The 12120-nt window shown below is 57.0% G+C and carries 15 protein-coding genes; 9 read left to right on the plus strand and 6 right to left on the minus strand.

Annotation, left to right across the window (positions count from 1 at the left end; all coding sequences use genetic code 11):
- The first annotated feature begins 94 nt into the window (after window positions 1-94).
- The 4 genes from ACXADZ_RS14180 (at window position 95) to ACXADZ_RS14195 (ending at window position 3746) form a co-directional block, all read left to right on the plus strand.
- Window positions 95-1015, plus strand: a complete 921-nt coding sequence (locus ACXADZ_RS14180) for a manganese-dependent inorganic pyrophosphatase (RefSeq protein ID WP_475197280.1) — start codon at window positions 95-97, stop codon at window positions 1013-1015.
- A gap of 215 nt (window positions 1016-1230) precedes the next feature.
- Complete coding sequence (locus ACXADZ_RS14185) at window positions 1231-2223, plus strand: DUF389 domain-containing protein (RefSeq protein ID WP_475197282.1); 993 nt, start codon at window positions 1231-1233, stop codon at window positions 2221-2223.
- Window positions 2224-2325: 102 nt separating this feature from the next.
- Entirely contained in the window at window positions 2326-3201 is an 876-nt protein-coding gene (locus tag ACXADZ_RS14190) for a TIGR01459 family HAD-type hydrolase (protein WP_171186421.1), read from the plus strand.
- A 101-nt stretch (window positions 3202-3302) separates the two neighbouring features.
- Window positions 3303-3746 (plus strand): MaoC family dehydratase, encoded by a 444-nt coding sequence (locus tag ACXADZ_RS14195; protein WP_171091711.1) that lies wholly within the window; start codon window positions 3303-3305, stop codon window positions 3744-3746.
- Between the two features lie 71 nt (window positions 3747-3817).
- Here the strand turns inward: ACXADZ_RS14195 and ACXADZ_RS14200 are convergent, their stop codons facing one another.
- Both ACXADZ_RS14200 and ACXADZ_RS14205 read right to left on the minus strand, forming a co-directional pair.
- A complete protein-coding gene (locus ACXADZ_RS14200) occupies window positions 3818-4828 on the minus strand; it encodes a methylenetetrahydrofolate reductase (protein ID WP_475197289.1) in 1011 nt (336 codons plus the stop codon).
- Window positions 4825-5406 carry a methylenetetrahydrofolate reductase C-terminal domain-containing protein gene (locus ACXADZ_RS14205; protein ID WP_475197292.1) on the minus strand — a complete coding sequence of 194 codons (582 nt, stop codon included), beginning with the start codon at window positions 5404-5406 and terminating at the stop codon, window positions 4825-4827. Before ACXADZ_RS14205 ends, ACXADZ_RS14200 begins: the two co-directional genes overlap by 4 nt.
- Before the next feature lie 259 nt (window positions 5407-5665).
- Here ACXADZ_RS14205 and ACXADZ_RS14210 point away from each other — a divergent pair, with 259 nt between their 5' ends.
- The 3 genes from ACXADZ_RS14210 to ACXADZ_RS14220 are packed head-to-tail and all read left to right on the plus strand — an operon-like array spanning window position 5666 to window position 8102.
- Entirely contained in the window at window positions 5666-6598 is a 933-nt protein-coding gene (locus ACXADZ_RS14210) for a bifunctional riboflavin kinase/FAD synthetase (protein ID WP_171186426.1), read from the plus strand.
- Entirely contained in the window at window positions 6595-7068 is a 474-nt protein-coding gene (locus tag ACXADZ_RS14215; protein WP_475197295.1) for a YcgN family cysteine cluster protein, read from the plus strand. Before ACXADZ_RS14210 ends, ACXADZ_RS14215 begins: the two co-directional genes overlap by 4 nt.
- Window positions 7068-8102, plus strand: coding sequence for a threonine aldolase family protein (locus ACXADZ_RS14220; RefSeq protein ID WP_475197298.1), 1035 nt, complete (start codon window positions 7068-7070; stop codon window positions 8100-8102). The genes ACXADZ_RS14215 and ACXADZ_RS14220 overlap by 1 nt, the downstream gene beginning before the upstream one ends.
- On the opposite strand, the gene ACXADZ_RS14225 is transcribed toward ACXADZ_RS14220, so the two are convergent.
- The gene (locus ACXADZ_RS14225) at window positions 8089-8913 is read right to left on the minus strand and encodes an alpha/beta fold hydrolase (protein ID WP_475197302.1); all 825 of its coding nucleotides are present in this window, start codon (window positions 8911-8913) and stop codon (window positions 8089-8091) included. The two genes, ACXADZ_RS14220 and ACXADZ_RS14225, sit on opposite strands and share 14 nt — an antisense overlap.
- Window positions 8910-9512, minus strand: a complete 603-nt coding sequence (locus tag ACXADZ_RS14230) for a DsbA family protein (RefSeq protein WP_475197305.1) — start codon at window positions 9510-9512, stop codon at window positions 8910-8912. Before ACXADZ_RS14230 ends, ACXADZ_RS14225 begins: the two co-directional genes overlap by 4 nt.
- Window positions 9513-9619: 107 nt before the next feature.
- On the opposite strand from ACXADZ_RS14230, the gene ACXADZ_RS14235 reads away from it, so the two are divergent.
- Together ACXADZ_RS14235 and rpiB are read left to right on the plus strand one after the other, a co-directional pair.
- Window positions 9620-10639: a ribose-phosphate pyrophosphokinase gene (locus tag ACXADZ_RS14235; RefSeq protein ID WP_171091728.1), complete on the plus strand. Its 1020-nt coding sequence runs from the start codon at window positions 9620-9622 to the stop codon at window positions 10637-10639.
- 112 nt (window positions 10640-10751) lie between these two features.
- On the plus strand, window positions 10752-11201 hold the full coding sequence (gene rpiB, locus ACXADZ_RS14240) for a ribose 5-phosphate isomerase B (protein WP_475197309.1): 450 nt from the start codon (window positions 10752-10754) through the stop codon (window positions 11199-11201).
- 39 nt (window positions 11202-11240) lie between these two features.
- Here rpiB and ACXADZ_RS14245 read toward each other — a convergent pair whose 3' ends face one another.
- Both ACXADZ_RS14245 and ACXADZ_RS14250 read right to left on the minus strand, forming a co-directional pair.
- Complete coding sequence (locus tag ACXADZ_RS14245; protein ID WP_171091731.1) at window positions 11241-11591, minus strand: H-type lectin domain-containing protein; 351 nt, start codon at window positions 11589-11591, stop codon at window positions 11241-11243.
- 114 nt (window positions 11592-11705) lie between these two features.
- Complete coding sequence (locus tag ACXADZ_RS14250; RefSeq protein ID WP_171091733.1) at window positions 11706-12116, minus strand: F0F1 ATP synthase subunit epsilon; 411 nt, start codon at window positions 12114-12116, stop codon at window positions 11706-11708.
- Between the last annotated feature and the right edge of the window lie 4 nt (window positions 12117-12120).

Consider the following 12120-nt stretch of genomic DNA (forward strand, 5'->3'; position numbering starts at 1 on the left):
TCAGACCAACGGTCGCACATTATCGACTGTGTCGTGACAACCGCGTTTGCTCGCCCTATAAGGCGCGCAAATTTCCAATCCGCAGGACGCTGACATGACAACGCTAGTATTTGGCCACAAATCCCCTGATACCGACTCCACCGGCTCGCCGATCCTGTGGTCGTGGTATTTGAACGAGATCAAAGGTGAACAGACCGAGCCGGTTCTGCTGGGTGAGCCCAACACCGAAGCGGCCTTTATGCTTGAAAACTGGGACCTGCCCAAGCCACGCATCATCGAAGATCTGGCTGCGGACACCCCCGTTGTCATCGTCGACACCAACAACCCGGCGGAACTGCCCGCCAGCATCAACGACGCTGATATCCGCGCCATCATCGACCACCACAAGCTGGTCGGTGGCCTGGAAACCAAAGGTCCGATCGACATCACCGTGCGCCCGCTGGCCTGCACCGCGACCATCATGGTCGACCTCATGGGCGACGACGCTGCCAAGATGCCCGACGCCATCAAGGGCGCGGCCCTGACCTGCATTCTGTCGGACACGCTGGAATTCCGCTCGCCCACCACCACAGCGCATGACCGTGCGGTTGCTGAAAAGCTGGCGGCCGAGCTTGAGCTGGACATCTCGGCCTATGCGGCCGACATGTTTGCTGCGAAATCAGACGTCTCGTCCTTTTCTGACGCCGAGCTGATCCGCATGGACAGCAAGGAATACGAGGTCGACGGCACCAAGTTCCGCGTCTCGGTTCTGGAAACAACAGCCCCCGGCGTTGTGCTGGATCGCAAAGCCAGCCTGGCTTCATCGATGGTTGACGTGGCCGCTGAAGACGGTGTCGACCAGGTTCTTCTGTTCGTCGTCGACATTCTGAACGAAGAGGCCACGCTGCTGGTGCCGAACGATCTGGTCAAATCTGTTGCCGAGAAAAGCTTTGGTGCCGCCGTTGATGGCGATGCCGTTGTTCTGCCGGGCATAATGAGCCGTAAAAAGCAGATCATTCCAAACCTGAAGGTTTGATCGGCAATTGAAGTCAAAAGAAAGGCGTCCAATCGGGCGCCTTTTTTCTTTTTGTTCGGCCATTTGCGGAAACGGTAACGATTGTTAATCTGTCTTTGGGTACGGAACTCAAATTAGGTCAGGCACACACCATCGTTATTCGAAGCCTCAGTACGACCAAAGGCATCCTCCGATTTGAGGGGACAGACAAAGCCGCATATTGGCGGCGCTTTGCGATGCTGCTGACCCTGTCTGTTGTGATTGCCACCATGGGATTGCTGCGCAATTCCGGGGCCGTTGTCATTGCGGCCATGCTTGTCGCGCCCCTTATGACGCCAATCCTGGGGGTGGCTGCCGCGATGGTCATGGGCTGGCTAAAGCGCGCAGTTGCTCTGGCCCTAACGGTATGCTTGGCGGCATGTGCCTGTGTGCTGATGGCATGGTTCATGGTCTATGTCGCAGACGTCCCACGCGGTATTCTGATCCCCGATCAGGTCCTTGCACGTACAGATCCCGGAACCGAAGACCTGATCGTTGCGCTCGCGGCTGGCGTTGCCGGTGCCTATGTTCAAATCAACAAATCCGAGCTGAGTTTATTGCCCGGCGCAGCCATTGGCGTTTCTCTTGTGCCGCCTCTCTCAGCAGCAGGTATTTTGTTGTATTTTGGCGAGCCTGCCGAGGCCTACGAGGCGGGCTTGTTGTTCGCAACAAATCTTGGCGCAATTATTCTTTCGGCCTGCGCCGTTTATCTGGTCTATGCGGCACGGTCGGTGGTTTTCAGCAAGGGCAAGCGCAAACTGAATTTTACAGCAAGCGTGTTTGTTGCACTGGCATTCCTGGTCGTCGTGGTGCTGCAACTCGGGAAGTCCACATACAATCGATATCTTGAAACGCGCACCGAGGCCCAACTGGCCGAAGCCATCAGAGAATGGGCCGATCCAGTTTCAGTTGAAATCATTCGGGTAGATGTCAACGCCCAGCGCAAACGGGTCGAGGTCTGGCTGATCGTCGACCTGCCTGTCGAAGCACAGTTCAAAGTTTCTTCCGTTGCAGGGTTACTGCCTGAAAACCTGCGTGATCCCCCCCTTGTTGATGTATTGCAGGAGGAACTCGGGCCCGGATATCTGGCCGTTATTCGGTACCAGACCCGAATTGGAGCACAGATCATTTTGGGAACTGAAAACGTCCAGCAGGCCCCGGATGTTTCGGACGTTACTGAAGACGACTAGTGGATTCACCATTTCCCCAGCGCAAAAGGGAATGCGGGATGGTGTTTGGGTCTCAGCTTTGCCATAGCTGTCGCAACCGCGAATTTACTTACAGAGGCCCCAATGACCCAGATCGTTTCCTCGCTTGCCGAGATCTCTGACCGCTACAAGGCGCTGTTTGTCGACCTTTGGGGCTGTGTCCACAACGGCATTACCGCCTTCCCCGAAGCCGTTGCGGCATTGCAGACCTATCGTGCAAAAGGCGGGGTTGTTGTACTTGTGACGAACTCACCGAAGCCTCGGGCAGGCGTGGCTGAACAGTTGGGTCAGTTCAATGTGCCCGCCGATGCCTATGACACCATTGCGACCAGCGGAGATTCCGCGCGTTCAGCGATGTTCAGGGGCGCTGTCGGACACAAGGTCTACTTCATGGGTGAATGGCAAAGGGATGCGGGTTTTTTCGAACCTTTGAAACTGCTGCATCACCCCGTTCACATTGAACGTGTGCCGCTTAAAGAGGCCGAAGGCATCGTTTGCTGTGGCCCGTTCGATCCAATGGCAGACCCGGATGTGAACCGACCCGACTTCCTCTATGCCAAGCAGATGGGAATGAAGCTGCTTTGCGCCAATCCCGACATTGTTGTCGACCGAGGAGAGGTCCGGGAGTGGTGCGCGGGGGCGTTGGCAAAGCTCTATACCGAAATGGGTGGTGAAAGCCTGTATTTCGGCAAACCGCATCCGCCGATTTATGATCTGGCCCGCCGCAGATTGCAGGAGCTGGGGCATGATATCCCGGACGGCGACATTCTGGTGATCGGCGACGGACCCCATACTGACATTCTGGGCGGCATGGGAGAGGGCATTGATTCCCTGTTTATTTCAGGCGGTCTGGCCGCAGCCGAGACAAAAACGTCGCACCACCCACACCATGAATCGCTAACTGACTATATCAAAAGGGAAAAGATCAACCCGACCTTTACAATCGGTCGCTTGCGGTAATCAGAAAAGACTTGATTTTCTGCAGTTGCGAAGTAATAAAGTTGCCAACCTTGGCCTAAAGATGGTTTTTTCTTTCACGGCCGATTTCGAGTGAGGGCAACATGTTGGACAATCTTCCACGCGGAACGATCTGTATTGAAGACATCGAAATGGGCATGTCCCGCTACCTGCGCAAAGTGGTGACGGATGAAGACATCGAGATGTTCGCACAGGTTTCAACCGACCGTAATCCGGTGCATCTAGATGACGATTATGCCCGAGACACGATCTTTGAGGGCCGTATCGCCCACGGGATGTTGACGGCGGGTCTGATCTCGGCCGTGATCGGCGAACAACTGCCCGGCCATGGTACTGTTTACATGGGTCAGTCGCTCAAGTTTCTGGCACCTGTACGCCCCGGCGACATGGTTTACGCCGAAGTGAAGGTTGTCGACATCGATTTTTCCAAGCGCCGGGTCAAGCTGGACTGCCATTGCTCGGTCGAGGGCAAGAAGGTTCTGATTGGGGAGGCCATGGTCCTGGCACCGTCGCGCAAGTTCGACTGATCTGCGTGCCAACTCAAACCAAAGAAAGGCATCCACTGACGGGTGCCTTTTTGTTTTGGAGCTCACTAAATCTAACTTTCTGCACGAAGTCCTGAAGAAGGGCGCGCGCGCCTGCGCCCTTTCAAAGCACCGGATTCCAGAATGATTTCTGACACCACGTGTTCGCGTCTGTAGGCCATCACATGAACGCCCGAGACGCCAGCGATCTCACGGATCTGCTGGATCAGCTCGATACAGATTTTTTTGCCTTCTTCAGCAGGTTTTTCGGCCTTCTCCATCCGCTCAATAACCTGATCCGGGATGTGAATTCCAGGCACATTGCTGCGCATCCAACGCGCCGCGCGCGCCGAGGCAATGGGCCCCACGCCAGCGATTATGAAGACTTTCTTGTCCAAACCGGCATCCCGCACCCGAGCCATGAATTTCTCAAAAAGTGGAATGTCGTAGATATAGTTGGTCTGAATATATTCGGCCCCTGCTTCAACCTTCTTCGCCAGACGATCAGGACGCCAGTCATAAGGCGGAATGCAAGGGTTCTCTGCCGCACCTAAGAACAGCTGAGGGGGACGTGTGATCTTGCGGCCCGAGAGGAATTTTCCCTGATCGCGCATGGTTCGGATTGTTCGCAGCAAGGTCAGGGAATCAAAGTCGAATACCGGCTTTGCCCCCGGTTGATCCCCCACGCCAACGCCATCACCGGTCAGACACAGAACATTGCTCACGCCCAGCGCTGCAGCCCCAAGCACATCGCCCTGAATGGCAATGCGATTCCGGTCCCGGCAGGAAATCTGATACACCGGAGAATAGCCGGCGCGTGTCAGCAATGCGCAAATTCCAATCGAAGACATATGGCAATTCGCGCCCGAAGCATCGGTTGCGTTTATTGCGTCTGCCACCTCTCCAAGCGGCTGCGCGGCCTGAAAAACATCCTCAGGGTCAGCGCTGTCGGGTGGGTTCAACTCGGCCGTCACCGCAAACCGACCCGAGCGCAAGACCCTTTCCAATCGACTGTGCGATACATACCCGTCAGGAACAGGAACATAGCCGATTGGCTCTACCGCGTTGCGATGTGGGTCGTTCATTTCTTCAGTTCCCGGTTCATTGCATTGGGCGGCTCGGTGGCCAGCGGCGCTGAGGAAGGTTCGTTTTCACGTGCCTCCGGGAAGGCTTCGGCAAGGGTTGCACGCGCGACATCGCGGGCCTCGCGTTCCTGCGCGGCAATCTCGCGGCTGACCCGCAACCACGATGACGATCCCTTCAACGTGTGTTCCACTGGCGGCAGAACTTCCTTTATCTTTTCGCGCCCGTGTCGCATGCGGCTGGCTCCGTCCCAGGCCAAGGCCCACACGCATTTCATGTCAGGCTTCACTTCGCAGAACTCGCCTGGACGCACGCCACCACACGGACCATTTCGCAACTGCTTTGGGCAGTTCATCGGGCAGGACATGCCGGTCGATGACAACACGCATTGACCGCACATCTTGCAGTCGAACAACAGGGTTTTGACGCCCTTTTCGACCAGCGCTATGGGGCGTTCGACTCGGTTGTAGCCGATCTTTGCAAAAAGCGGATCCATCGCGACCATGCCGCGTTCGACGCACTTATAAATCCACTCGAATGTGCGGGCATGGCGAATCGCGAACAGTCGCAATCGATACATGGTCTGCCTCCTGTGCTGGGTTCTATTGAACCTGGCCGGGCCTGAACCGGGTCGCAGCGCATCCTGAGATCCGGATGTTCAGTCTACACGCAAGTATTTTTTTGAATCAAGCAGTTGGCTTTGCGCATAATGACATGTGCTGGATGCTTTGGCGCGGTTGTTGGGCGTTTTGTCGGGTTCGGGGGAATTCAGACCGAGGCATTTGCAGAATTCAAACTGCCGCTTGAACTCATCGCAACGCAACGCTACGCAATCGCTTATGCACATCATCCGGGATTTCCAGTTTGTCGAGCCAGAAGATCGCGGCGCCAGCGTAGCGATCGGGAACTTTGACGGCGTTCATGTGGGGCATCGGTCGGTCATCGAAATGGCCCGCCAAGCAGCTCCTGACGCGCCGCTGGGTGTCATGACCTTTGAACCGCATCCGCGCGAATACTTTGCGCCGGATTCGCCTCCGTTCCGCCTGATGCGCGGTAATGCACGAGCGCACCGGCTGGAAAAACTGGGTGTAGAAAAGCTCTACGAGCTGCCCTTCAATGCAGCGCTGGCCGGGCTTTCACCGGAAGAGTTCGCGCGCACCGTGATTTGTGACGGGCTGGGCCTGTCGCATGTGGTGGTGGGGGCTGATTTCTGCTTTGGCAAAGGCCGCAGCGGTTCAGCTGATGATCTGGTCCGATTTGGGAAAGAGATGGGGTTTGGCGTGACGATCGCCCCACTGATGGAGCGGTCCGAGAACGTGGTCTCGTCAACTGCAATTCGGACCGCGTTAAGCGAAGGTCGCCCGCGTGATGCAGCCGCAATGCTGGGCCATTGGCACAGGATCGAAGGCGAAGTTGTCGGCGGCGAACAGCGTGGGCGCGAGCTGGGGTTTCCCACTGCAAACATGTCCATTGAAGGTCTTCACCTGCCGAAATTTGGTGTCTACGCCGTTCTAGTCGACGTACTGGATGGCCCGCATCAGGGCAGTTACCACGGTGCGGCCTCGATTGGGGTTCGCCCAATGTTTCAGGGTGAAGTGCCCAATATCGAAACCTTCCTTTTCGACTTTTCCGGCGATCTTTATGGCGCGACCTTGTCTGTCGGCCTGATCGATTTCCTGCGCCCAGAACTTACCTTTGATGGGCTGGACGGGCTGATTGCCCAGATGGATGCGGATTGCGAAAAAGCCCGTGGCATTCTGGCCGCCTTATGAGCACGGATCCGATCGAACGCACCGGCCTGCCCGCCCGGTTCTGGGAACGCAAACCCCTGCTCAAGATGAACCAGCGCGAATGGGAAGCGTTGTGTGATGGCTGCGGCAAGTGCTGCCTGAACAAGCTGGAAGACGAAGACACCGGCGAGGTTGCACTGACCTGTGTCGCCTGCCGGCTGCTGGACGATGAAAGCTGCCGCTGTACGCAATACGATATCCGGCACCAGTTCGTGCCCGAATGTATTGTGATGACCCCCGACAACATAGACGAACATGCCTATTGGTTGCCGCAAACCTGCGCTTATCGTCTGCTGTGGGAGGGCAAGCCCCTTTACGACTGGCATCCTTTGATATCTGGTACGCCCGACAGCGTGCACGCGGCAGGCATGTCGGTTCAGGGACGTACAGTGTCCGAGTTCGAAACCCCCATGGAAGAGTGGGAAGACTATATTATTGAGGAGCCATCCTGATGTATTTCGCCTCTGACAATTCCGGCCCGGTACACCCTCAGGTCATGGCAAAACTGGCCGAGGCCAATCAGGGCTATCAGATGGCCTATGGTGCTGACGCGCTGATGAACGAGGTGCGCGACCGCATTCGCAGCATTTTCGAAGCACCGGGCGCTGCTGTGTATCTTGTGGCCACCGGGACCGCGGCGAACTCTCTGGCTCTTGCGACGCTGTCGAACCCGTGGGAGTCGGTCTTCTGCTCTCCGGTTGCCCATATCCACGAGGATGAGTGCAACGCGCCTGAATTTTACAGCGGTGCCAAGCTGACCCTTGTGCCTGGCGGTGACAAGATGACACCCGAAGCATTGCGCGGATCGATCCTGGGTGAAGAAACACGCGGTGTGCATGGACCGCAACGCGGGCCTGTGTCGGTCACTCAGGTCACCGAGCGCGGATCAGTCTATTCGTTGGAAGAACTGCAGGCGCTGTGCGGGGTGGCAAAGGAATACGGCCTTCCGGTGCATCTGGACGGTGCGCGCTTTACCAATGCGCTGGTCGCGTTGAATTGCTCCCCGGCTGAGATGACCTGGAAATCAGGCGTGGATGCTGTCAGCTTCGGCGGCACAAAAAATGGCCTGATGGGGGTCGAAGCGGTCGTATTTTTCGACGAAAGCAAGGCTTGGGAATTTGAGCTGCGGCGCAAACGCGGGGCGCATCTGTTCTCGAAACACCGTTATCTGTCAGCACAGATGGCCGCCTATCTCGAAGATGATCTGTGGTTGAAACTGGCGCGTCAGGCCAACGCCAACTGTGCCCGTCTAGCCGACGGGTTGCGCGCCAAGGGTGCCGAATTCCTGCATGAACCGCAAGCCAACATGGTCTTTGCCTCTTTCTCGCGCGCCATGCACAAGCAGTTGCATGAGGCCGGTGCGATCTACCACCTCTGGGGGGATGAGCTGGAGGGTGAGGATGACGGTGAAAGCCTGGCGTGCCGGCTGGTCTGCGACTGGTCCATCAGCGTGGCCGAGATCGACCAGTTTCTCAATCTTCTGTAGAACCGGACCACCAGAACGCTTGAAGCAGCGCCGCTGTTTCATGAGGGTGCGAAATGGGCAGCATGTGCCCTGCGCCCGGAACCACCGCATGGTGCGCTTGCGGCAGGCGATGCTCCAAACCCGCGCAGATGGCGGGGATTACGGGATGGGTTTCTGATCCGCTCAGAATCAGGGTCGGCATGGCGGCACGTTCCAGCATCTCGGCTTTGAGCAAACCGGCCTGATCATCATAAAGCACCGAGTGCACAGCTGGAACGGCATGTATCCCACGCACCATGTTAGCGCGCGTCCGTTCGGGTAAATCGGGCCATTTCGGGCTGATGCCAGTACTCCACATCCGGTTGAACAGTCGCGCGGCCAGAGCGTTATCACCCGCATTGAAGGCGCTGTTTATCGGCTCAAGATCTTTCTCATGCTGGTCGAAACGTTCCGGGGCGTCTTGACCCGCGATGGCGAAGAACACGGGCTCGATCAATGTCAGACTTCGGACGCGTTCGGGATGTTCCAAGGCCAGTCTCAGTGCAATAATCGCCCCAAAAGAATGGCCAACGACGTCCATCTGCCCCGTCAGTTCAGCCGCAGCGTTATTGGTGACTTGATCAAAGAAGTTCCCCTGCCCGTCCCAATCCGGACTGCGCCCATGTGACAACATATCTGGCGCGACCAAAGAGACTTTGCCGTCCAAAGCCTTGACCAATCCCGACCACGCCCCGGAATGCGCAATGGTGCAATGGAGGGCGAGCGTTTTTCGCTCGCCCTCTCCCAACCGCCTGACGAAGACGGGTTGCGGTGAGACAGCCGAAGCTGTCATCCCTTCGTCTCAGCCAGATGCTGGTCCAGATCATCCAGACTGTCCTGTCCCCAGAACCGCTGCCCGTCCGGCGTGATGTAGAATGGTGCACCAAAGGCCCCATGTTCCACGGCCTCTTCCAGATTGGCAGCGTAGGTTTCCGCCCCAACAAGCAACCCGCTATTTACCAATTCCGGATCAAATCCTGCATTTGCCAGGCAATCGCGGATCACGTCATCCTGGGCCACGTCTTTCTCTTCGGCCCAGCAAGCGCGCAGGATCAATTGGCACAACTTGCCCACATCCCCTGAACCGTCCTTGGTCGCAGCGATAACCGCATATGAAGACGGCGCCATATTGGTTGGCCAATGCGCGGGTTTCAGGTTGAATTCCACCCCAAGGCGTTTTGCTTGGCGCAACAAATCCTGTGCACGGTATTCGATGCGCGAGGTATGACGGTCTTTTGGTGCTGTGCCCCCGGTGCGCCCGAACAGGGCCATGATGTCCAGCGGCTTGTAATTGATGGTCGCGCCATGTTTCGCCGCAACCTCTTCCAGTCGGTTTCCGGCCAGATAGGTGTAGGGCGAAATTGTCGCAAAATAGTAGTCAATCTGGGTCATGTTCACTTTCTCCGCTGCGTTGCCTTTGCGGGACGTTAGACCCGTGCTAAGCGGTGTCAACATCACGAATCTGTCACATTGCCAAAGCTGCCCGGGGACCTCAGCCGATGCCGACACTCCACGAACCCAAGCTTATAGCTGGGAACGCCAATCTTCCGCTTGCCGAATCCATTGCCCGCCGCATGAGCCTGTATCGCGGCGTCGACCAGGGTCTGGTCGATGCGCGGGTCGAGCGGTTCAATGACGGCGAGATCTTTGTCGAAGTGTTCGAAAACGTCCGGGGCGAGGATATGTTCATCGTCCAGCCGACATCGAACCCGGCGAATGACAACCTGATGGAACTGCTGATCATTGCCGATGCGTTGCGCCGTTCGTCAGCGCAGCGGATCACCGCTGTAATTCCCTATTTCGGCTATGCCCGCCAGGATCGCCGCACCAAGGCCCGCACACCAATCAGCGCCAAACTGGTGGCGAACATGCTGACCGGTGCCGGTATTGAACGTGTTCTGACCATGGACCTGCACGCCGCGCAGATTCAGGGCTTTTTCGATATCCCGGTGGACAACCTCTATGCCTCGCCAATCTTCGCGCTGGATGTGAAACATCAGTTCAAGGACAACTTGGACGAGATCATGGTTGTTTCGCCAGACGTGGGCGGCGTAGCCCGTGCTCGTGAGCTGGCCAAGCGGATCAGTGCACCGCTGTCGATTGTCGACAAGCGCCGCGAAAAAGCGGGTGAAGTGGCCGAAATGACGGTGATCGGTGACGTGAAAGACAAGATCTGCCTGATTGTGGACGACATGTGTGATACCGCTGGCACACTCTGCAAGGCGGCACAGGTCCTACTGGATAACGGCGCGAAAGAGGTTCACTCCTACATCACGCATGGCGTCATGAGCGGCCCTGCGGTTGAACGCGTCACCAATTCAGTGATGAAATCGCTGGTTCTGACGGACACGATTCAACCGACCAAAGAAGTTGCCAAAGCCAAGAACATTCGCATCGTTCCAACCGCGCCGATCTTCACCCAGGCGATCCTGAACATCTGGAACGGCACCAGCGTGTCTTCGCTGTTTGAAGACAAAACGCTGACCCCGATCTACGAGTCCATGTACCAGATGGATTGAGTTCCAACGGGCGGCCAAACAAGCCGCCCTTTTGCTTTTTGAAACACTGATCTGCTCTGCCTTGCTTTCGCTGGCATGAGCTTGGATCCGCGAAAGAGGAAAGTGACCTCCGATGTCCGCAAACAAACGCATTGTTCTGTCCAGTGATCACGCCGCGATCGATCTGCGTCAGGCCGTGGCGAAACACATCGCCCAACAAGGCTGGGAGGTGGTCGATATCGGCCCGACAACACCTGAAAGCACCCACTACCCTAAGCATGGGAAAGCCGCAGCCCAGGCTGTTGCATCCGGTGATTGCGGTTTAGGCATCATCCTTTGTGGTACCGGTCAGGGTATCATGATGGCGGCAAACAAAGTGCCGGGCGTTCGCTGCGGCGTTTGTTCAGACGCCTTTTCGGCCCGGATGATCCGCCAGCACAACAACGCCAACATGCTGTCCATCGGGGCGCGCGTTGTGGGCGAAGGTCAGGCGCTGGACATTGTTGATGCGTTTCTGGGGGCCGAGTTCGAAGGCGGTCGCCACGCCACACGTGTGGATATGATCGAAGCACAGGGCGACTGACGGCCGCGCTTCCTTAAAGCGCGATGGTCTGAACCTGGATCAGGAGATATTCCAGTCATCCGGGTGCGCGACCTCTCCTATCGCGGTCCAACTTGCCCGGATGCGGGCAATACGCGTGTCGGACCATGTGCGAAACACTGCTTCGAACCCTTCGGTGGTAATGTTTTCAGCCTGCACTTCGGCACGCAGCGCTGACGATGTGTCGACATCCCAAAGCGAAATTCCGATCTGAACAATTGGCGGGGTCCGAAACGGTTCTTTGAACTGAATGGGCGTGCGACGCTCACGAGGGCCCTGCCCCGTCCACATTTCACCGCCTTCGGCAAATTCCGAAAACAGTACATCTTCGCCCTGATCAATGCCAATTGGATGGGTTAGGAACTTTTTCATTTTGTCATCATTATTCTTGAATTCCCGCAAGTTATCCCGGCAATTCGGCAAAATCACGACAAAAAAACGGCCCCGCAAATGCGAGGCCGTTCAAATCTTTGACTATAGAGCCGATTACAGGCTCATATGCGTCCCAAGCGCTTCCATATCGGCCAGAAGCTTGGCGGCATCGTCGACGATGGTCTGATCATCGCCACCCTTGGCCGCCTCATGCGAGGCGCGGGCGTCTTCGATCAGCTCGTCCAGATGCGCGCGGGTCACTTCTGACACCGGAATGGCCTTTTCGGCCAGAACCGAAAGGCTGTCGCCGTTGATCTGGGCAAACCCGCCGGTGACCAGGTATTCGCTGGACCCTTCGGGTGCCTCAACCTTCAGCAGACCGGGGCGCAGCGTGGTGATGGTAGGGGCATGATCGGGCATCGCCGTCATGTCCCCGTCCGCGCCGGGAATCTGGACCGCCGTCGCGCTGAGCGAAGCAAGGCTTCGCTCGGGGCTGACGAGGTCGAATTGCATCGTGTTTGCCATCAGG

The sequence above is a fragment of the Ruegeria sp. ABM4_193 genome (assembly GCF_056158705.1).

Excerpts from the sequence above, each read along its gene's own strand:
- ACXADZ_RS14215 (WP_475197295.1), top strand. The coding sequence starts at position 6,595 with ATGAGCACGGATCCGATCGAACGCACCGGCCTGCCCGCCCGGTTCTGG.
- ACXADZ_RS14180 (WP_475197280.1), top strand. The coding sequence starts at position 95 with ATGACAACGCTAGTATTTGGCCACAAATCCCCTGATACCGACTCCACC.
- ACXADZ_RS14205 (WP_475197292.1), bottom strand. The coding sequence starts at position 5,406 with ATGTATCGATTGCGACTGTTCGCGATTCGCCATGCCCGCACATTCGAG.
- ACXADZ_RS14245 (WP_171091731.1), bottom strand. The coding sequence starts at position 11,591 with ATGAAAAAGTTCCTAACCCATCCAATTGGCATTGATCAGGGCGAAGAT.
- ACXADZ_RS14225 (WP_475197302.1), bottom strand. The coding sequence starts at position 8,913 with ATGACAGCTTCGGCTGTCTCACCGCAACCCGTCTTCGTCAGGCGGTTG.
- ACXADZ_RS14195 (WP_171091711.1), top strand. The coding sequence starts at position 3,303 with ATGTTGGACAATCTTCCACGCGGAACGATCTGTATTGAAGACATCGAA.
- rpiB (WP_475197309.1), top strand. The coding sequence starts at position 10,752 with ATGTCCGCAAACAAACGCATTGTTCTGTCCAGTGATCACGCCGCGATC.
- ACXADZ_RS14235 (WP_171091728.1), top strand. The coding sequence starts at position 9,620 with ATGCCGACACTCCACGAACCCAAGCTTATAGCTGGGAACGCCAATCTT.
- ACXADZ_RS14200 (WP_475197289.1), bottom strand. The coding sequence starts at position 4,828 with ATGAACGACCCACATCGCAACGCGGTAGAGCCAATCGGCTATGTTCCT.
- ACXADZ_RS14250 (WP_171091733.1), bottom strand. The coding sequence starts at position 12,116 with ATGGCAAACACGATGCAATTCGACCTCGTCAGCCCCGAGCGAAGCCTT.
- ACXADZ_RS14185 (WP_475197282.1), top strand. The coding sequence starts at position 1,231 with ATGCTGCTGACCCTGTCTGTTGTGATTGCCACCATGGGATTGCTGCGC.
- ACXADZ_RS14220 (WP_475197298.1), top strand. The coding sequence starts at position 7,068 with ATGTATTTCGCCTCTGACAATTCCGGCCCGGTACACCCTCAGGTCATG.
- ACXADZ_RS14190 (WP_171186421.1), top strand. The coding sequence starts at position 2,326 with ATGACCCAGATCGTTTCCTCGCTTGCCGAGATCTCTGACCGCTACAAG.
- ACXADZ_RS14230 (WP_475197305.1), bottom strand. The coding sequence starts at position 9,512 with ATGACCCAGATTGACTACTATTTTGCGACAATTTCGCCCTACACCTAT.
- ACXADZ_RS14210 (WP_171186426.1), top strand. The coding sequence starts at position 5,666 with ATGCACATCATCCGGGATTTCCAGTTTGTCGAGCCAGAAGATCGCGGC.